The organism is Lentzea sp. NPDC051838, assembly GCF_040681245.1.
Lineage (GTDB): Bacteria > Actinomycetota > Actinomycetes > Mycobacteriales > Pseudonocardiaceae > Lentzea.
On record NZ_JBFAYI010000001.1, the window covers coordinates 481,974 to 500,383 of the forward strand.

At 70.4% G+C, this 18,410-nt stretch carries 16 protein-coding genes; 11 read left to right on the top strand and 5 right to left on the bottom strand.

All coding sequences use genetic code 11. The annotated features are described in order from the left end of the window. Nucleotides 1-73: 73 nt before the first annotated feature. The 3 genes from AB0M24_RS01930 to AB0M24_RS01940 are packed head-to-tail and all read left to right on the top strand — an operon-like array spanning nucleotide 74 to nucleotide 2,348. Nucleotides 74-631, top strand: coding sequence for a hypothetical protein (locus tag AB0M24_RS01930; protein WP_363759543.1), 558 nt, complete (start codon nucleotides 74-76; stop codon nucleotides 629-631). A gap of 5 nt (nucleotides 632-636) precedes the next feature. Then, nucleotides 637-1,728: a histidine kinase gene (locus AB0M24_RS01935; protein WP_363759546.1), complete on the top strand. Its 1,092-nt coding sequence runs from the start codon at nucleotides 637-639 to the stop codon at nucleotides 1,726-1,728. Then, complete coding sequence (locus AB0M24_RS01940) at nucleotides 1,725-2,348, top strand: response regulator transcription factor (protein WP_363759549.1); 624 nt, start codon at nucleotides 1,725-1,727, stop codon at nucleotides 2,346-2,348. Before AB0M24_RS01935 ends, AB0M24_RS01940 begins: the two co-directional genes overlap by 4 nt. Here the strand turns inward: AB0M24_RS01940 and AB0M24_RS01945 are convergent, their stop codons facing one another. Next, complete coding sequence (locus AB0M24_RS01945; protein ID WP_363759552.1) at nucleotides 2,349-4,109, bottom strand: pentapeptide repeat-containing protein; 1,761 nt, start codon at nucleotides 4,107-4,109, stop codon at nucleotides 2,349-2,351. A 10-nt stretch (nucleotides 4,110-4,119) separates the two neighbouring features. Continuing rightward, nucleotides 4,120-4,287, bottom strand: coding sequence for a hypothetical protein (locus AB0M24_RS01950; protein WP_363759555.1), 168 nt, complete (start codon nucleotides 4,285-4,287; stop codon nucleotides 4,120-4,122). A gap of 112 nt (nucleotides 4,288-4,399) precedes the next feature. On the opposite strand from AB0M24_RS01950, the gene AB0M24_RS01955 reads away from it, so the two are divergent. Beyond that, the gene (locus AB0M24_RS01955; protein WP_363759558.1) at nucleotides 4,400-4,762 is read left to right on the top strand and encodes a PadR family transcriptional regulator; all 363 of its coding nucleotides are present in this window, start codon (nucleotides 4,400-4,402) and stop codon (nucleotides 4,760-4,762) included. After that, nucleotides 4,759-6,108: a permease prefix domain 1-containing protein gene (locus AB0M24_RS01960; protein WP_363759561.1), complete on the top strand. Its 1,350-nt coding sequence runs from the start codon at nucleotides 4,759-4,761 to the stop codon at nucleotides 6,106-6,108. Before AB0M24_RS01955 ends, AB0M24_RS01960 begins: the two co-directional genes overlap by 4 nt. Here AB0M24_RS01960 and AB0M24_RS01965 read toward each other — a convergent pair whose 3' ends face one another. After that, nucleotides 6,109-6,474, bottom strand: coding sequence for a DsrE family protein (locus AB0M24_RS01965; protein WP_363759564.1), 366 nt, complete (start codon nucleotides 6,472-6,474; stop codon nucleotides 6,109-6,111). Nucleotides 6,475-6,544: 70 nt separating this feature from the next. Further along, nucleotides 6,545-8,080: an HD domain-containing phosphohydrolase gene (locus AB0M24_RS01970; protein ID WP_363759567.1), complete on the bottom strand. Its 1,536-nt coding sequence runs from the start codon at nucleotides 8,078-8,080 to the stop codon at nucleotides 6,545-6,547. 74 nt (nucleotides 8,081-8,154) lie between these two features. Here AB0M24_RS01970 and AB0M24_RS01975 point away from each other — a divergent pair, with 74 nt between their 5' ends. The 6 genes from AB0M24_RS01975 to AB0M24_RS02000 all read left to right on the top strand — a co-directional run bounded on the left by AB0M24_RS01975 (nucleotide 8,155) and on the right by AB0M24_RS02000 (nucleotide 17,021). Next, the gene (locus AB0M24_RS01975) at nucleotides 8,155-9,843 is read left to right on the top strand and encodes a serine/threonine-protein kinase (protein ID WP_363759570.1); all 1,689 of its coding nucleotides are present in this window, start codon (nucleotides 8,155-8,157) and stop codon (nucleotides 9,841-9,843) included. 162 nt (nucleotides 9,844-10,005) lie between these two features. After that, nucleotides 10,006-10,746, top strand: a complete 741-nt coding sequence (locus AB0M24_RS01980; RefSeq protein WP_363759573.1) for a BTAD domain-containing putative transcriptional regulator — start codon at nucleotides 10,006-10,008, stop codon at nucleotides 10,744-10,746. Between the two features lie 40 nt (nucleotides 10,747-10,786). Continuing rightward, a complete protein-coding gene (locus tag AB0M24_RS01985; protein WP_363759576.1) occupies nucleotides 10,787-10,969 on the top strand; it encodes a DUF6229 family protein in 183 nt (60 codons plus the stop codon). Between the two features lie 30 nt (nucleotides 10,970-10,999). After that, the gene (locus AB0M24_RS01990; RefSeq protein WP_363759579.1) at nucleotides 11,000-13,816 is read left to right on the top strand and encodes a type 2 lanthipeptide synthetase LanM family protein; all 2,817 of its coding nucleotides are present in this window, start codon (nucleotides 11,000-11,002) and stop codon (nucleotides 13,814-13,816) included. Further along, a complete protein-coding gene (locus AB0M24_RS01995) occupies nucleotides 13,813-15,660 on the top strand; it encodes an ABC transporter ATP-binding protein (protein ID WP_363759582.1) in 1,848 nt (615 codons plus the stop codon). Before AB0M24_RS01990 ends, AB0M24_RS01995 begins: the two co-directional genes overlap by 4 nt. Further along, complete coding sequence (locus AB0M24_RS02000; protein WP_363759585.1) at nucleotides 15,657-17,021, top strand: FAD-binding oxidoreductase; 1,365 nt, start codon at nucleotides 15,657-15,659, stop codon at nucleotides 17,019-17,021. Before AB0M24_RS01995 ends, AB0M24_RS02000 begins: the two co-directional genes overlap by 4 nt. A 7-nt stretch (nucleotides 17,022-17,028) precedes the next feature. On the opposite strand, the gene AB0M24_RS02005 is transcribed toward AB0M24_RS02000, so the two are convergent. Further along, the gene (locus tag AB0M24_RS02005; RefSeq protein ID WP_363761540.1) at nucleotides 17,029-18,348 is read right to left on the bottom strand and encodes a glutamate decarboxylase; all 1,320 of its coding nucleotides are present in this window, start codon (nucleotides 18,346-18,348) and stop codon (nucleotides 17,029-17,031) included. Nucleotides 18,349-18,410 lie beyond the last annotated feature (62 nt).

Consider the following 18,410-nt stretch of genomic DNA (forward strand, 5'->3'; position numbering starts at 1 on the left):
CGTGCCGGTCGGCACCCACCTCTGGCCGGTCAGGACTTCTGGGCACGGCGGTCGCGTTCCTAACGTCGACGCCGTGACCAACGACAAGATCTTCCTGCCGAGGTTCGGTGCGGTGTGCGGGGTCGTCCTCGCCCTGTCGATCGGGGTGCCGGGCGCGATCGAGGCCTTCACCGGGGAGACGGCGGCGACCAGCCTGGTGATCGGGCTCGGGACCGCGTTCGGGGCGCCCGCTGTGGTGGCGTTGCACGGGCATCAGGCGCACGCGTCGGGCCGGTTCGGCGCGTTCGCCTACGCCGCGAACATGCTCGGACTCGGCCTGTTCACGGGCGTGGCGTTCGCGTTGAACCTGGTGCTGTTCTTCCAGCCCCAGGTGCCGCCGCTGACGGCGGCGGTGCTGAAGGTGGCATCGCTGATCTTCGTGGTCGGCACCGTGCTGTTCAGCGCCTCGATGGTGCGGGCCAAGGTGTTCCCCGCGGTGCCGGCGTGGGGCTACGGGATCGGCTTCGTGGTGCTGGCGGTGTTCGCGGCTCTGCCGGACACACCGTGGTCCGCGCTCGTGCACGTCGCCTGCGCAGCCGTGCTGATCTGGCTGTCCTCGGCGGTGTGGCGGGCACGATCGGCATTAGCCTGAGCGGCATGCACACCTCGCGACCGGCGCCCTGGGTCTCGCCCGTGCTGTGCGCCGCGGTGCTGGTCGCCGGGGTGTACGCGGCGCTGTCCGGGCTCGGCACCACCAAGCTGCCGTTGCTCATCGGTGGACTGGTGGCACTGGTGGCGGTGGACCTCGCCGAGTTCCGCCGCTATCCGGTGCGCACACCGAAACCGGTGGCGGCAGCGCTTCTGGTGCTGCGTTCAGCCTTGTACGTCGGACTGTCCTACGTGGACGGATCTGGGCTGGCGCGGCTCCTGCTGCTGCTCGTGCCGTTCACCGCGTACTTCGCGTTCGGGCAGGCCACCGCGATCGCGCTGGCCGTGGCGTGTCTGGCAGTTGCCCTGGTGAGCGTTCCGGACTGGTACGCCCACGTGGAACAGGTGTCGGACCTGGTGATGTTCACGGTCGGCCTGGTGATCGCCGTCGCGATGGCCGCTGTGGCGGTGCGCGAGCGCGACGGGCGGATCCGGTTGCAGGAGTCGCATCGCACGGTGGCCGAGCTGTCGGCGGCGGCGGAACGGGCGAGAGTGGCCCGAGACCTGCACGACGACCTCGGCCACCACCTGACCGCGATCGTGGTGCAGCTGCAGAAGGCGTCCGCGTTCCACGACCACGAGCCCGGCACCGCGAAGGCCGCCGTCCTCGACGCCGAACGCTCCGCGCGGCGGGCACTCGGCGACGTGCGGGAGTCGGTGCGGTCGCTGCGGTCGTTCCACCTGCTCTCGGCGCTCGACGAACTCGTGGCGGGCCAGACGGACGTCACCCTCGAGGTCAGCGGAACTCCGGCCGGCCACTCCACAGGAGCCCTGCACGCGCTGTACCGGGCCGCGCAGGAAGGCATCACGAACTCACGCCGGCACGCCGCCGCCACGCGCATCACCGTCGCCGTTTCCCTGGACGCGGAACGAGCCCGGCTGACCGTGGCCGACGACGGCCGCGGAACGGGTTCCGCACCGGAGGGGTTCGGCTTGCTGGGCATGCGGGAGCGGATAGCGCTGGCCGGTGGCCGCGTCGACCTCGCCAGCACGTCGGCTGGCACGATGCTGACCGTGACCATTCCCGTGGGGACCTCGTGACGCGCGTGCTGGTCGTCGACGACCAGCGGCTGATCCGCGAGGGCATCGCGTCGTTGCTGGGCCTGCAGCCCGGCATCGAGGTGGTCGGCACCGCCGCCGACGGACGGGAAGCCGTCGAGCAGGCGGTCGCGCTGACACCGGACGTGGTGCTGATGGACGTGCGGATGCCGGGAACCGACGGCGTCGAAGCCGTGGCGTTGCTGCGCAGGCACGCCCCCACGTGCCGGGTGGTCATGCTGACGACGTTCGACGACGAGGACTACGTCGTGCGCTCGTTGCGTGCGGGCGCGACCGGCTACCTGCTCAAGGATCTGCCGTCCGAGGAGCTCGCCGCAGCGGTGAAACTCGCCGCGGCGGGCGTGGCGCAGTTCGATCCCGCCGCCGCTGCGCGCCTGGCCGAGGCGTTGTCCCGGTCCTCCGATCACCGCGATCCGTTGACAGTGCGCGAAGTCGAGGTGCTGCGGCTGGTCGCGTCCGGTGCCACCAACCGGGAGATCGCCGAACGCCTCTACCTGTCGGAGGGCACGGTGAAGAACCACATCTCCCGCATCCTCGCGCGGCTCGGGCTGCGCGACCGCACCCAGGCCGCCGTCTACGCGCAGTCCAACGGCCTGGTGTGATCAGTCCTCGTCGAGCCACGCGATCTGGATCGGACGCCGGCCGTGCCGACGCGTCACCATGGTCGCCCGGCCAGGGGACAGCAACGCGGGCGCGACCGTGCCCACCAGCGGCCCGTCGGCGGGGTCGCCGTTCCCGACGAGGCCCGGCGCGCTGATGGCCCGCAACCGGTCGACCACCGGGTCGCCGGCTTCCGGACCGGCGCCCCTCGTCCGCCCGGCGACGACCAGGTGGAGTCCGACGTCCTTGGCCTGGCCGAGGAACTCCCGCAACGGTTCCAGCGGGTTGGCACCGGGTGTGTGCACGAGGTCGTAGTCGTCGACCACGACGAACAGCTCTGGGCCTGTCCACCAGCTGCGGTTGCGGAGCTGTTCCTGCGTCACCTCGGTGCCGGGCAGCCGTTTGCGCAGCGAGGCCTCCACGTCGATCATCATCTGCTTCAGCTGAGGCGCGGACACGGCGTAGGCGAGCAGGTGATCCGCTTTGACGAACTCGAGCATGGTGCGCCGGTAGTCGACGAGGATGATCAGCGCTTCTTCCGGCGGGTAGCGCTGCTCGATCCCGCGCACGACGGTCCGCAGCAGGTTCGTCTTGCCCGACTCCGGCCCCAGGAAGGCCGTGAAATGGGAGTCCGCGGCGAAGTCGAGGTGCACCGGCTCGAACGTGGTCGCACCGATGCCCACCGGCACGAGCCGCCTGCCACTGTCCTTTTCGGACTCGGTGATGTCCTCGTACGGCACCATCAGGGGCAGTGACCGGAACTGGTCGGCGACGTCCGGCGGCAGGTCGGCGAACGGCACTCCGCCGAACGTCGCGGAGTCGAAGCGCGCCTGCGCCGAGAACATGGCGGACTCGAACTGAACGCGTTCGGCGAACGTGGCCGAGGTGAACACCGCGTCGCCGGTGAACACGACGGACTCGAACACCGCGGCCCTGGTGAAGGTGACGCCCGAGAAGTCGGCCGCGGCGGTGAAGGCCGCGGACCCGAACAGCGCGTCGCCGACGAAGGTCGTACCGCCGAACTCCGCGCCACCGATGAACGTGGCCGACGTGAACGCCGCCGAGCGGACCTCGCAGTCGCGCAGGTCGAGTTCCAGCAGCACGGCACCGGACAGGTCGATGTCGCAGTCCTGCCAAAACGCCTCGCCGAGCCCGTGCGGCCGCAGGTGGGCCGTGAGGATCGTCTGCGCGGTCTGCCGGACCCGGTGTTCCTGCGTCTTGACCCGGTCGGCGGCCAGGTCGCGCGTGGCGTCGGTGAACATCCGCAGGTATGCGCACAGCACGTTCACGATGGTCTGGCGCTGGTCGGCGTTGGCCTGCCCCAGCCGTTCCAACGCGTACAGGCCGCCCATCTGCACCGGCGGCTTGTCGGAGCCGAGCTGCTCGACCGCCTTGCTGTACAGCTCCGCGACCCGGCGTTCGGTCGCGTCCTGCTGGTTCTCCAGAGCCACCCGCTCCTGCAGGGCGTGCGTCCTGGCGACGGCTTCCTGGTCGAGATCCTTCTGCTTCAACGCGATCTCCGCGCTGCGCTGCCGCCGGGCCGCGAGCAGCAGCGCCGCCGCACCACCCGTGCCGACGACGATGGTGCCGGCGGTCTTGATGGCCTCCAGCTGGTTGCGCTGCTGGGTGTCACCCTTGCCGTACGCCACCAGCAACCAGATCGCCATGGCGATGCCCAGCACCACGATCAGCGCGGCTGCCGACCAGATGGCCCTCGGTGACAGCACGGTGTAGCGCAAGGCCTCCTCGGACTTCTTGCTCACGACCGGTCTCTCACTCGTCGGACTCGATGACCATCAGGCGGAAGGTCGCTGACGGCGACTCGCGCCCGCACGTCCGCAACGAGTGCCAGGCGAGGTTGCCGGGACCGTTGTCGGCCTGGGGAGTGAGCATCGGGTCGTCGTTGATGGTCATGTCGTCGCCCGTGGGGTCGTCAGCCATGGTGGGACTGATCATAGTGGGCTGTTCGGCGGAACGCGGGTGACGTGCCGCCGTGACCGTCTCCGGGGTACGATACCTAACAGCGCTATGCATTGAGCAGTTAGGTGGTCGCATGAAGGTCGCGAAAGACCTCGTCGCCGCCTCCGCCACCCCGATGGTGCTGGGGATCCTGGCGGAGGAGGACAGCTACGGCTACGCCATCCTGAAACGGATCAACGAGCTGTCCGGGGGCGAGCTGGACTGGACAGAGGGGCTGCTGTACCCGTTGCTGCACAGGCTGGAGCGGCTCGGGCACGTCGAGTCCTACTGGCAGGCGGTCGCGGGGGAGCGGCGGCGCAAGTACTACCGCGTCACGTCCGGTGGGATGGCCGAGCTCGCGGAGCAACGCCGCCAGTGGGAGACCGTCGTCGACACGCTCAAAGGCCTTTGGCGTGACTCCAACCCGTTCGTCGTGATCCCGTTGGAGGCCCGGTGACCGAGGATCTGGAAGCCCAGTTCGCCGAGTGGCGGCGGTATGTGCGCAGCCGCCCGGAGCTGCGTCAGGCCGACGCCGACGAGCTCGAGGACCACCTGCGCGGCTCCGTCGACGAGCTGATCGCCGCCGGGCTGCACAGCGACGAGGCGTTCCTCGTGGCGGTCAAACGCATGGGCAGCCTGGACGACCTGTCCCGCGAGTTCGCCAGGGAGCACTCGGAACGGCTGTGGAAGCAGCTGGTGCTGACCGACGACAGCCCGGCGACCCCGAAGTCCCGCCGCGACCTGCTGATCATGATCGGGTGCGCCGCCGGTGCGGCCGTGTCGATCAAGGTGCCGGAGCTGTTCGGTCAGCGGTTCGAGGAGGACGGCGCCTTCTACGCGCCCAACATCGCGCTGTTCGCACTGCCGTGGCTGGCCGGATTCCTGGCGTGGCGCAGGCAGGCGTCGGCCAAGGTGATCGGCGCGCTGGTGGCGTTGTTCACCCTGGGCGCCTTGGGAGCCAACGTCTATCCGCTCGGCGAGCAGTCCCAGTCGATCGTGCTCACGACGATCCACCTCGTCATCGCGCTGTGGTTCGTCGTCGGTGTGGCGTACGTGTCGGACGACGTGCGATCTTCCCGGCGCCGCATGGACTTCGTGCGCTTCACCGGCGAGTGGTTCGTCTACTACGTGCTCATCGCGCTCGGCGGAGGTGTGCTGACGGCGTTCACGTTCGGCACGTTCGAGGCCATCGGGATCTCCCCGCAGAACTTCGTGGCGCACTGGCTGATCCCGTGCGGCGCGATGGCGGCGGTGGTCGTGGCGGGCTGGCTCGTCGAGGCCAAGCAGAGCGTGGTCGAGAACATCGCCCCGGTGCTCACCCGGCTGTTCACGCCGCTGTTCACCGTGGTGCTGCTGGCTTTCCTCATCGCGTACGGCGTGATGGGGGCCGGCATCGACGTCGAGCGGGAGGCGTTGATCCTGTTCGACCTCCTGCTGGTCGTGGTGCTCGCGTTGCTGCTCTACACGATCTCGGCCCGCGACCCGTTGGCGCCGGCCGGTCTCTTCGACAAGCTGCAACTCGGGCTCGTCGTCAGCGCGCTCGCGATCGACGTGCTGGTGCTGCTGGAGATCACCGGTCGCATCAGCGAGTTCGGCACCACGCCGAACAAGGCGGCGGCACTGGGCGAGAACGTCCTGCTGCTGGCGAACCTCGCCTGGTCGGCGTGGCTGCTGTTCGGCCTCGCGCGCGGCCGAACAGCCTTCGCGGCGCTGGAAAGGTGGCAGACCGCCTATCTCCCGGTGGTCGCCGTGTGGGCGTGGGTCGTGGTGCTGCTCTTCCCGCCCGTGTTCGGGTATCTCTGATCAGAAGCTGAACGTGGTCGCGGGTTCGTCGCCGATCCACTTCCACAGCGGGATGGTGCCGTTCACCTCGGCGCCGGGGATGAGGTTGTCCGCGTCGAGCTGCTTGGCGTTGAAGCAAAGCGGGCACACGTAGTAGCGGCCGCCGGCTGCCTCGTAGCGCTGGAACAGATCAGCCAGCGAGGGGCAGCCGTCGCACGCCACACCCGCGGCGGTGCCTCTCAGTGCGAGGCGGACGGCCTCCTTGGACAGGAACATCATCGTCTCGCGACCGGTCTCGGCGGCGCCGATCGCCATGAGGAACGCGACGGTGACCTTCTCGGAGTCCTCGAGTCCGGTCGCGAGGCTGACAACGGCTTTGTTCGACATGATCTGCTCCTTCGTCGTCTGTGTGCACGACGTTAGGAGCGGGAACGACCCGTGTCGTCGGGCGTTCTCCCTACAGATCGAGCGGGTCGAGCAGGCCGTTGCGCAACGCGAACAACGTCGCCGTCGCGCGGGACGACGCCCCGGTCTTGGTGTAGATCCGCTCGATGTGCGTGCCCGCCGTCTTGCGCGAGATGCCCAGCTGGTCGGCGACCTCGCCGGTCTGCGCGCCGCGCGAGATCAGCACCAGCACCTCGACCTCGCGCGGCGTGAGCCCAGCCGGGCCCGACACCCGCCGCCGCGCGCCGTTGCCCGCGGCGGCGAGGACGGCCTCGGCCGCGTCGCCGTCGAGCGCGCCCGCCCGGATCGCGTCCCGCACCGCGCCGACGGCTTGCTTGTCCGTCAACGCATCCCGGTGTGCGCGCGGCTCGAGCATCGCCCGGTACGCGCATGCCGCGGCCAGCAGCCGTCCCGTCATCGGCACCGCCGCGCCGGACAGGCTGCGGTGGTAGCCGCTGCCGTCCATGCGCTCGTGGGCCGTCGCCGCGATCGCGCCCGGTTTGGCCAGCGCGGCCGGCCTGGCGAGGACCCGTTCGGTGTAGTACGAGCTGAGCCGCACCCGTTCCCACTCGGTGGTCGACAGCGGTCCCGGCTGGTCCAGGATCGTCACCGGCACCCCGTGCAGCCCGATGTCGTGCAGCAGTCCCGCGCGCCTCGTAGCTGTCACGTCTGTGATGGGCAGTCCCATCGAGCGTGCCGCCGCACCGGCCAGGTCCGCGACGCCACGCGAATGTCCGGCCCTGGAGACGCTGCGCAGGTCGGTGAAGTCGGCCAACGCTTCCAGCGCGGTGTCGAGCTGGCATTCCGTCAGCGGGCGGCGCATCGGTGGCTGAGCCGCGAGGTCCGACAACACTTCTGGTGCGTGCGCGACGAACGCGTCGACCACGTGCGGGGCGAACTGCGTGCCACGCCGTGCGTTGGCGACCTCGATCGCACCGTCGATGCCGCCGGTTCGATGCCGGACCTCGACGACGTCGGCCAGGTGCACGAGCAGGACGGTCGGCGCGATGTCGGTGCCGCCCACACCCTGCGGCACCCCTTTGCCGTCCCAGCGGGTGAAGAACTGCCTGAGCGCCGTCACCACGTCCTGGCCGAGCCCGAGCCGTTCCGCGAGTGTCGAGGTCGTGACGCAGTGCGACTGCATGCCCTGCACGACCTGCTGCCCGCCGCTCGCCAGGATCGTCGTCGCCACCCGCAGCCGGTGCCACGCGGGCCCGCCCCGACCGGCGCGGCGCAGGAAGAAGCCGACCCCGGCCAGTCCGGCGAGATCGGTCTCGTAGCTGTCCGCGCGGAAGGCGATGTCGTCCCCGAAGGACGCGGCCACCTCCGGCGCGTCGGCGACACAACCGACCCAGGCGAGCATCGAGACGTAGAACAGCTGCTGCCGCTGGTCCTCGGGCAAGCTCATCCGTTCGGCCAGCCGGTCCGCGATCCGCCACGACCGCAGCACGTGCTCCATCGGCTGACCCAGCCCGAGATCGGTCGCCAGCGAGAACGCCGCCAGCAACTCGGCCAGGTCGATCCCGGCGTCGCGATCACCAAGCTCCACCCGCGAAGGGTAACTCCGCGCAGTCGCCGGCGACGTAGGCTGCTTCGGCCGCCGCAATCTTGGACTTGGGGACGATGACGGAAGAGACGTTCGGGCCGTACCGGATCGAGCAGCTGCTCGGCCGAGGCGGGATGGGCGAGGTCCACCGCGCCTACGACACGGCGCACGACCGCTACGTGGCTTTGAAGAGGCTCTCGCCCGCCTACCACGACGACCAGGAGTACCGCGCCCGCTTCCGCCGCGAAGCCCAGATCGTGGCCCGGCTGCGCGAGCCGCACGTCATCCCGATCCACGCCTACGGGGAGATCGACGACCGCCTCTACCTGGACATGCGCCTGGTGGAAGGCGCCGACCTCTCCGACCTGATCCGGTCGACTTTTCTCGACCCGGCCCGCGCCGTGGGAATCGTCTCCCAGGTGGCGAGCGCCCTGGACGCCGCGCACGCCGACGGCCTCGTGCACCGCGACGTGAAGCCATCCAACGTGCTCGTGACCTCCGGCGACTTCGTGTACCTCGTGGACTTCGGCATCGCCCGCAGCGCCTCACCGACCGCCACAGGTCTGACCGCGTCTGGGGCGGTCGTCGGCACCCTCGACTACATGGCGCCCGAGCGCTTCTCCGGCGACTCGGTGGACGGTCGCGCGGACATCTACGCCTTGGCCTGTGTTTTGTTCGCCTGTGTGACGGGTCGGCGGCCGTTCACCGCGGACAGCACTGCCGCCCAGATCTGGGCGCACCTGAACGACGTGCCGCCTCGGGCATCGCTGCTGAACCCGGTGGTTCCCGTGGCGTTGGATGACGTGATCGCGCGGGGCATGGCCAAGAACCCTGCTGACCGCCATGCGACCGCTGGGGCGTTCGCGCAGGCCGCTTTGCAGGCGCTGGCACCGGTTGCGCCCGCCCAGATGCCGCCCGCCCCCGCGCCGACCCCGCCCGTAGGCGCCCAGCTCCCGCCCGGCTCCGCCCCGACCCTGCCGGCCTCCGCCCAGCCCTTGCCCCCACACGCCACTCCCACGGCACCCCAGTACGGCAACACGACCGCCTTCCATCCCACCGACCGCCTGCACCCACAACCTCTGCCACCCACGCGTCCCCAACCTGAACCCGAGTCGCGTTTCAAGCAGGTGGCCCTCGTCGGCGGCGCACTAGCGGTAGTAATCGGCCTGGTCGTGATCTCGGTGATCTTCACCAGCGGCGACAAGACCCGAGGCTCGGGCACGACCAGCACCCCGTCGAGCACGCCCACCACCACAACCACCACCACCGTGCCCACCACGACAACACCACCGCAGGTAGCCGCCCTGCTCGCAGCCCTCCCTGCCGTCTACCGAACCGCCGCCGACTCGTGCACACCCGCCACCGCCGACAACGGCGCCGTAGCCGCGGTCCGCTGCACCAAGACGAACTCCTTCGACCCCCGCTGGCCGCCCCCGGACGAGGCCGAGTTCCGCCTGTTCGCCGACCGCGCCACCCAGGACGCCTACTTCCAAGCCCTCGTGACCAGCCGCGGCATCCCGCGCATGGACGAGCGGGGCGGCTGCCGTCCCAAGGACGACCCCATCCACTACGCGCTCTACTACCGCGACACGTCCGGCCCGCTGCCCGGCGAGTTCACGACGTGCTTCCTGGCCGACGGCAACGCCCAGGTCTGGTGGGTCGACACCCGCACCCTCACCATCGGCGCGCTCAAACGGCCGGGCGACATCAACACCCTCGACAGCCTCGACCTCTGGTGGAACGAACGGATCCTGTCCGCGGGCTGACCTGCGGATGCAATGGATCCCGAACAATCTCCGAACCGCCGCCCGCCACCCTGACCCGAAAGGTCGTGGAAGGCGGGGGTCGTGCATGCATCTGGTACAGCGGGCCACCTGACCCGGCGGAGATCGCCTGGCTGGTGTCTGCGCCTGATCGGGGAGACGGGCATGTGCCGGGCGGGCGAGACGCGGGTCGCGGCCGCGATCGGCAGCAAGAAAGCGCGCACGTTGCTGGCGGTGCTCGGGCTGCGGTGCGGGCAGTGGGTGACGGTGAACGTCGTCGCCGACGCGTTGTGGGGTGATCGGCCGCCACGTCGGCCGGTCGCGGGGGTCGCGACGCTGGTCAGCAGGCTGCGGGCGGGGTTCGGGCAGGAGGTGATCGTCGGCGCCGGGTCGGGCTACCGGCTGGGTGAGGCGGTCGAGGTCGACGTTCACCACGCGGAGGCGTTGATCGCCGAGGCCGAGCGGGCATTGCGATCGAGCGAGGCGAGCAACGGGCGCCGGAAAGCGGAAGAGGCCCTCGAACTCATCAGCGGGGCCGGAGTGCTGACGGATCAACCCGCGGGGGAGTGGGTTGAGCGGGCTCGGCGGTGGCATGCCGAGCTGCTGCGGCGTGCGTGGCACGTGGCGGCGGAGGGGGCGCTCGGCACTGGTGATCCCGAGCGAGCGCGGGCGGTGGCGGAGATCGCGATCGCGGCGGATCCGTTGGACGAGGCGGCTTACCGGGCGCTCATGGAGGCGTACGTGGCGGCGGGTGAGCCTGCCCGGGCGGTGCTCGCCTACCAGCGGTTGCGCGCCGAGCTGACCGACGAGCTGGGGATCGATCCGGCCGAGTCGACCCGCGCACTGCACCTCGCGATCCTCCGCGGAAGTTCTGCAACCGAACTGCAACGGCCGTACGGATGCTGACCGGCATTCGGCGTCAACCGAACAACGAAGGAGTGCAGGGATGACCACGCTCATGAAGGAACGTGCCCAGGACATCGTCGCCGGCTGGCGTGCGGGGGAGGACGGCCCGGCCGGACCGCTGTTCCCCAGCGGCGAGTACGCCGAGCACGAGCTCACCATGACCGGCCACTCGGGCAAGTGCGGCACGGTCTGCACGTACTCGCAGGGCCGGCAGTGTTGCTGATCCGGTAGTCCACAAAGGAGCACGGCTTCCATGCTGCACAACGATCTGGCCGGCGAGTTCGGCCCCGCGCTCACACCTCTCGTCGAGCCCGCGCTGGCCGGACTGGCCGCCGAGCTCGAGATGGTGCGAGGTCTGGACGATCAGGAGCGGGAGGCCGTGCACCGGGCGACCGCGACGACTTTGCGGGAGACGGTGTACCGCAAGGTTTGCCGCGTGCTCGTGCTCGAGCTGAACGCCGCCAGGATCACCGGTGCCCTCACATCGGCGGATCCGGCGGCGCGCTTCGCCGAGTGGCTGGCTGACACCACCGACAGCCGGTACTGGGAAGCGTTGGACGAGCACTACCCGCGGTTGCGGCAGCGGTTGTCGACGGTGATCGGCAACCGCTGCACCGCGGCCGTCCGGCTGGCACACCGGTTCGGCGCGGACAGGGCCGCGCTCGACGCCGGTGTGCTCACCGGAGTCGAGTTCGGCGCCGGCGACAGCCACCGCGGCGGGCAGACGGTCGCCATCCTGCGCTGTACGAACAAAAGCGTCGTCTACAAGCCGCGCTCGGTCGCGGTGGACGCGGTGCTCGGCAGGCTCCTCGACGCACTGCTGCCTGACGAGGACACCAGGATCCGCGTTCCTGAAGTGCTGGAGCGAGACGGTTACGGGTGGGCCGCGCACGTCGAACACCGCTACTGCGAAGACGACGACGAACTGCGTGCGTTCTACCGTGGAATGGGCCACTGGCTCGCGATCATGCGCCTGCTCGGTGGCAGCGACCTGCACGCCGAGAACCTGATCGCGGTGGGCCCGGTTCCGGTCGTCGTGGACTGCGAAACCCTGTTCACACCGGCATATGAGCTCGGGAAGCCGTCCGGTTACGGGCTCGCGGTCGACCGCGCTGTCAGTCTCGTCGGCGGCACGGTGCTGCGGACCGGTCTGCTCCCCGGCCGGGGTCTGGCGCTCGGCTGGCGTGGCGTGGACTCGTCCGCGATCGGCTCGCTGCCCGGCCAGCAACCGTCGGCACCCGTCCCGATGGTCGTCGACGGCGGCACCGACCTCGCCAGGGTCGAGCTGGTGCAGGCACCGATCGCCTTGGCGGCCAACCATCCCAGCGCGGACCCGATGCTCGGCAAGCACTGGCAACGGATCTACGACGGCTTCACCGACCTCACCGAGCGGTTGCTGAAGATCGACCGCGACGGCGAGCTGGAACCGTTGCTGGCGGGGTTCGCGGACTGTCCGGTGAGGGTCGTGACCCGTGCGACCGAGGCGTACGCCGAGCTGGGCCGGATGCTCTGGCACCCCACCTCGTTGCACGACGAGCAGGCCGCACGGCTGCGGGCGGCCACTGTGCTGGCCAAGCAGGCGGAAACGGCACCGGGCGCACCCGGTGACCCACAGGTGATCGACGCGGAGATCACGGACCTGCTCGACGGCGACGTGCCGTTCTTCACCACGACACCGCGAGACGGCGTGCTGACCGGCCCCGGCGGCACCACCTGGGGCACGCCGCTGGGTCTCGTCGCCGACGCGCTGCACCGGTGGCGTGGCAACGACTTCACGCTCGACCGGCAGGTCGCCGAGGCCGCGCTGGTGAGCGCCTATCTGAACGAGGGCTGGCTGCCGGACGACCGCAGACTTCGAGCGTCCACAGTGGACAAAATCGATCTCGACCGGCGGCGACGCGCCCAAGCCGCGAGCATCGTGAAAGCGGTGCGGGACCACGCGTTGAGGGCTGACGACGGGACCGCCACCTGGATCGCGCCGGTGCTCAACCCGACGGGATGGGCGGTCACCCCGCTCGGCCCCGACCTGTACGGCGGTCTCGCGGGCATCGCGGTTCTCCTCGCCGGGTACCGGATCGAGATGAACGACGGCCGGGCCGACGAGGTCGACGGCCTCGACTCCCTGCTCCAGGCAGTGGTGCACACCATGCGGTTGGGCGAGGACCAGCTGGCACGCGAGCGCGCCACGACGACGGCGATGCGCCCGGAGCCGCCCGGCGGCTATGTCGGGCTCGGCTCGCAGATCTGGGGATGGCTGCTGCTGTACCGGTTCGGGGTGACCGATGGACTCGAACGGGCCAGCGCGTTGGCAAGGCAGGTCGCTGACGGAGTGCGGGTCGACGAGTCGCTGGACCTGCTGCACGGGATGGCGGGCGCGGTGGTGCCCCTGCTGCGGCTCGCCGAGGCGACCGGCGACGACTGGACGGAGCTCGCGGCCCAGATCGGCGACCGGCTGCTCGACGCGGCCACCGCCGACGGGTGCTGGCCGACCGCCTCGTTCCCCGAAGGCATCGGCGGATTCGCCCACGGGGCAACGGGAATCGGCTGGGCGCTCGCCCGCCTCGCCGCTGTCACCGGCAACGAGGAACACCGTCGCGGCGCGGAGTCCGCGTTCGCCTACGAGGAATCCCTCTTCGACCCGAGCCTGCGAGGGTGGCGGGACCTGCGTTCGCCGGGTGTGGCCGCGTCGGCCTGGTGTCACGGCGCGGCAGGAATCGGCCTCGCCGCTGTCAGCCTCGGGCAGCACGAGGTGTTGCGGCGTGCCGCGGTGGCCTGCTGGGAAGACGGCATGGGCTGGAACCACACGCTCTGCCACGGCGATCTCGGCGCGTGGGAGGTCATCGACGCCGCGATCACCGCGGGCATCGGTCCTGTGGACAGAACGACGCTGGACGGCCACGTGCTGAGCAGCCTGGAGGAGTACGGCCCGGTGAGCGGCATGGCCAGGGAGGCGTTCTCGCCCGGTCTGCTGCCCGGCCTCGGCGGGGTGGCGTACCAGCTGCTGAGGATGCATCCGGACTGCACGCTGCCGAGTGTCCTGCTGCCCGACCCCGGACCGATCCGGCGATGACCGACCTGGCGTCCCCGTACTGGCGACTCGACGACACCGGCCGTCCGCTCTCGTTCTGGCAGCTGATCCGGCGGTTCCCCGCGGCGGGCAGGCCGGTTGTCGACGTGATCTGGCAGGCGGCACCAAGGTCCGCCGTGATGATCGCCGTGCTTCAGGTGGCGTCCGGCGTGACCGGGGCGTTCGGCTTGCTGGCGACGACCGGTGTGCTCGAGGAACTGCTGACCGCGGGCCCCACCGGGCAACGGGTGACCGCGGCGATTCCGGCGCTGGTGCTCGTGATCGCGGCCTACGTGGCTCGCGGTGCGATGGACGCGGGCGTCTCGCTGGCCACGGCGCGGGTGGTGCCCGGGGTGCGCAGGGTCGCCGAGGAGCGGTTGTTCGACGCCGGCCTGCACGCCGAGCTCCTGGCGTTCGACGACGACCAGTTCTACGACCGGATGCACCGGGCACGGGATCGCGGCCTCTTCTACCTCGAACAGGCCACCACCAACGTGATCGCGTTGCTCGGCGCGATCTTCGCCGTGGCGGGAGCCGCCGGCATCATCGGTGTGCTGCACCCGGTGCTGCTGCCCGTGCTGCTGATCAGCCTGCTGCCGGAGGGCTGGGCGGTCTTCCGCTCCGCGCGGCTCGGCTACGAGGGCATGACCCGCCTGGTGACGTTGAACCGCAGGCTGCGGATGATCTCGGACCTGGCCACCGACCGCGAACCTGCGGCCGAGATCAGGGCCTGTCAGGCCGAACCGTTCGTGCTCGACGAGTACCGCCAGGTCGCGAACGTGCTGCGGGATCACGAGGTCGCGGTCGGGCTCGCTCAGGCCAGGACCGGAATCGCCGGCAGGGCGTGCGCCGGGGTGGCCACCGCCGGGACGTTCGTGGCGCTCGGATTCTTGTTGTACGCCGGGTGGATTCCGCTGGCCGTCGCGGGCACGGCGGTGATCGCGATCCGGACGTCCTCGGCGGCGCTAGCCCAGTTGGTGCGCGCGACCAACGAGCTGTTCGAGCAGAGCCTCTACGTCAGCGACTACCAGTCGTTCCTCAGCACGGCACAGGAACGTCGACGCTCGGCGTCCACCGTCGCGTCGCCTCCTGACCGGATCACGTTGCACGACGTCGGGTTCCGTTATCCGGGTGCTGCTTCTGAGGCCGTCCGAGGAATCAACTTGACGCTCCACAAGGGACAGACGATCGCGTTGGTGGGCGAGAACGGCTCCGGCAAGACCACGCTGGCGAAGATCATCGCCGGGCTGTACCGGCCGAGCGGCGGGCAGGTGTGCTGGGACGGACGGGACATCGCCGAGTTCGACGTCGCCGACCAGGTGGTCATGGTGCTGCAGGACCCGATCAGGTGGCCGCACGACGCCAGGACCAACGTCCGGGTGGGCCGCCACGACCGCGCGGATCCCGGCGACGTCGCGTTGCTCGAAGCGGCCGGCGCGGCGCGTGCCACCGAGGTGGTCGAGGGCCTGCCGCACGGCTGGGAAACGTTGCTGTCCAAGTACTTCCGAGACGGCCACGAACTGTCCGGCGGCCAGTGGCAGCGGCTGGCCGTCGCCCGTGGACTGTTCCGGGACGCGCCGCTGGTCATCTGGGACGAGCCGACCGCGCCACTGGACGCCAAAGCCGAATACGCGGTGTACGAGTCGTTGCGGCAGCTGGCGGGCAGCCGCACGGTCGTGCTGATCACCCACCGCCTGGCCAGCGTGCGCAACGCCGACCAGATCTACCTGCTGCACGAAGGCAGTCTGGTCGAACAGGGCACGCACGCCGAACTGCTCGCCGCGGGCGGCCGCTACACCCAGCTGTACGGGCTGCAGGTCGAGATGTACACGGGTGCGACGACGTGACGGCGTTGAAGAGCCTTGTGCTGCCAGGAGATCCGGCATACTCGGCGGCTCGCACGACGTTCGTCCGCGGCCTCGACGAGGTGCTGCCCGCGGCCGTCGTCCGCTGCGCCGAACCAGCCGACGTGGCCGAGGCGATCGCGTTCGCACGGTCCCGCGCGCTGCCTTTCGCGTTGCGCGGCGGCGGCCACAGCTTCGCCGGCCACTCGTCGACGCGTGGCCTGCTGATCGATCTGGGGGATCTCACCGAGATCGAAGTGGGTGCCGACACCGTGACGATCGGACCCGGCGTCCTGGTCGGCGGCCTGGCCCGCCGCCTGGCCGACCACGACAGGGTCGTGCCGACGGGCTGGTGCCCCACGGTCGGCGTGACCGGCGCGGTGCTCGGCGGCGGCTACGGCCCGCTCAGCAGGCTCTTCGGCCTCGGCGCCGACCACCTGCTGGCCGCCGACGTCGTGCTGGCCGACGGCAGAACCGTGCGAGTGGACGCCGACCACGAACCGAACCTGTTCTGGGCGTTGCGCGGCGCGGGCGGCGGCAACTTCGGAGCGGTCACCTCGCTCGTCCTGCGCACCCGGCCGGCTCCCGCGCTGGTGTCGTTCTGGGCCCGCTGGCCGTACCACCGGGCGGCAGAGGTGATCGAGGCGTGGCAGCACTGGGCACCCGACGCCGCGGACGAGATCAACGCGGAGATCGTTTTGACAGTCCCGGACTCGCTCGACGAAGCGCCCACGGTGACGCTCTTCGGCGTCGCGGCAGGAGACGAAGCCCTGGCAGAGCTGGCGGGTTTCACCGATCGGCTCGCCGGTTCGGAAACCTCCCTGACCTGGCTGACGGGCCGAGCCGCCGCCTGCCACCACACCTACGCCGGTGAACCCGCCACCGAGGAACCGTTCGCCCCACCACCACTCGGGGAACGGCCTGGCCTGCGCGTGACCAAGTCCGAGTTCTTCGACCGCCCGCTGCCCGGCGACACCATCGCCGCACTCGTGGCAGGCCTCGTGCACGCCCGCGTCGAAGGCCAGCACCGGGAGCTGGAGTTCGTGCCGTGGCGCGGCGCGATCGGCCGAATCCCCAAGCACGCCAGCGCGTTCGTGCACCGCGACGCCCGGTTCATGATCAGGCACGGGGTGCTGACCGGCCGCCGCGCCACCGACGAGCAACGCCGTGCCGCAACCCGCTGGGCCACGTCGAGCTGGGCTCTGGCGCACCCGCACGGCACCGGCCACGTCTACCCGAACTACCCCGACCCGGACCTCACCCGCTGGCGGCATGCTTACTACGGCACCAATCTCAGCCGGTTGCGCGAGGTCAAGCGGGCCTACGACCCGACAGGTGCGTTCCGGTTCGCACAGTCGGTTTAGGGCGTGGTCAGGCGCCGTGTGAGAAGGCCGCCGACTCCGCGGAGTGCCGTGGCTGTTCCTGGGTCTTCAAGGTCTCCAGGCACCGGGTGAGGTCGTCGACGAGCAGATCGGCGAGATCGTGCGTGAACCCGTTGCGCACCACGATGCGCAGTACGGCGAGGTCCTCGCGGTGGGCTGGGAAGGTGTAGGCGGGCACCAGCCAGCCCCGTTCGCGCAGCGCGGCGGACACGTCGAACACCGAGAACCGGGTGTCAGTGACCGTGAAGGCGAACACAGGCAGCTGGTCGCCGCGGGTGAGCAGCCTGAACCCGAGCTCCTCGATGCGCGCGGCGAGGCTGGTCGCGACGTCGCGGCTGTAGTTCTGGACGCGCCGGTAGCCCTCCACGCCCAGGCGCAGGAACGTGTAGTACTGGGCCGCGACCTGCGCGCCGGGCCGGGAGAAGTTGAGCGCGAACGTGGGCATGTCGCCGCCCAGGTAGTTGACGTGGAACACCAGGTCCTCGGGCAGCGCGGCGGCGTCGCGCCACAGCACCCAGCCGACGCCGGGGTAGACCAGGCCGTACTTGTGGCCGGAGGTGTTGATCGAGGCGACGCGCGGCAACCGGAAGTCCCAGACCAGGTCCGGGTCGCAGAACGGCGCGATCATCGCCCCGGACGCGCCGTCGACGTGCACGGGGATGTCCCAGCCGTGCTCGGCCTGCACCTGGTCCAGCACCGCGCAGATCTCGGCGACCGGCTCGTAGCTGCCGTCGAACGTGGAGCCGAGCACGGCGACCACGCCGATCGTGTTCTCGTCGCAGTGCTCGGCGACCTGGTCGGCGGTGAGGTGGAAGCGGTCGCCCTCCATCGGCACCAGCCGGCACTCGACGTCCCAGTAGTTGGCGAACTTCTCCCAGCACACCTGGACGTTGACGCCCATCACCAGGTTCGGCCGGTCGACCGGCAGGGACGCGGCCCGGCGCCGGTGCTGCCAGCGGCGTTTCAGCGCGAGGCCCGCGAGCATGCACGCCTCGCTGGAACCGGTGGTGGAACAGCCCGTCGGCGTGTCCGGGGCGTTCCACAGCGCCGCGAGCATCCGCACACACCGCTGCTCCAGCTCGGCGGTGCGCGGGTACTCGTCCTTGTCGATCATGTTCTTGTCGACGCACTCGGCCATCAGCGTCGCGGCCTGCGGCTCCATCCACGTGGTCACGAAGGTGGCCAGGTTGAGCCGGGCGTTGCCGTCGAGCATCAGCTCGTCGTGCACCACCTGGTACGCGGTGTCGGCGTCGAGCTCCTGCTCCGGCATCCGGTTGCGGGGGATGCGGCCCGGTTCGCGGGTGAACACCGGGTTGAACTCGACGGTGGTGCGGCGGGGATCGGACGGGTCGATGAGCGGCACGGAGACCA

Coding starts and splice junctions, on each gene's coding strand:
- AB0M24_RS01935 (WP_363759546.1), top strand. CDS start 637: ATGCACACCTCGCGACCGGCGCCCTGGGTCTCGCCCGTGCTGTGCGCC.
- AB0M24_RS01950 (WP_363759555.1), bottom strand. CDS start 4,287: ATGGCTGACGACCCCACGGGCGACGACATGACCATCAACGACGACCCG.
- AB0M24_RS01985 (WP_363759576.1), top strand. CDS start 10,787: ATGACCACGCTCATGAAGGAACGTGCCCAGGACATCGTCGCCGGCTGG.
- AB0M24_RS01980 (WP_363759573.1), top strand. CDS start 10,006: ATGTGCCGGGCGGGCGAGACGCGGGTCGCGGCCGCGATCGGCAGCAAG.
- AB0M24_RS01995 (WP_363759582.1), top strand. CDS start 13,813: ATGACCGACCTGGCGTCCCCGTACTGGCGACTCGACGACACCGGCCGT.
- AB0M24_RS01975 (WP_363759570.1), top strand. CDS start 8,155: ATGACGGAAGAGACGTTCGGGCCGTACCGGATCGAGCAGCTGCTCGGC.
- AB0M24_RS01965 (WP_363759564.1), bottom strand. CDS start 6,474: ATGTCGAACAAAGCCGTTGTCAGCCTCGCGACCGGACTCGAGGACTCC.
- AB0M24_RS01990 (WP_363759579.1), top strand. CDS start 11,000: ATGCTGCACAACGATCTGGCCGGCGAGTTCGGCCCCGCGCTCACACCT.
- AB0M24_RS01955 (WP_363759558.1), top strand. CDS start 4,400: ATGAAGGTCGCGAAAGACCTCGTCGCCGCCTCCGCCACCCCGATGGTG.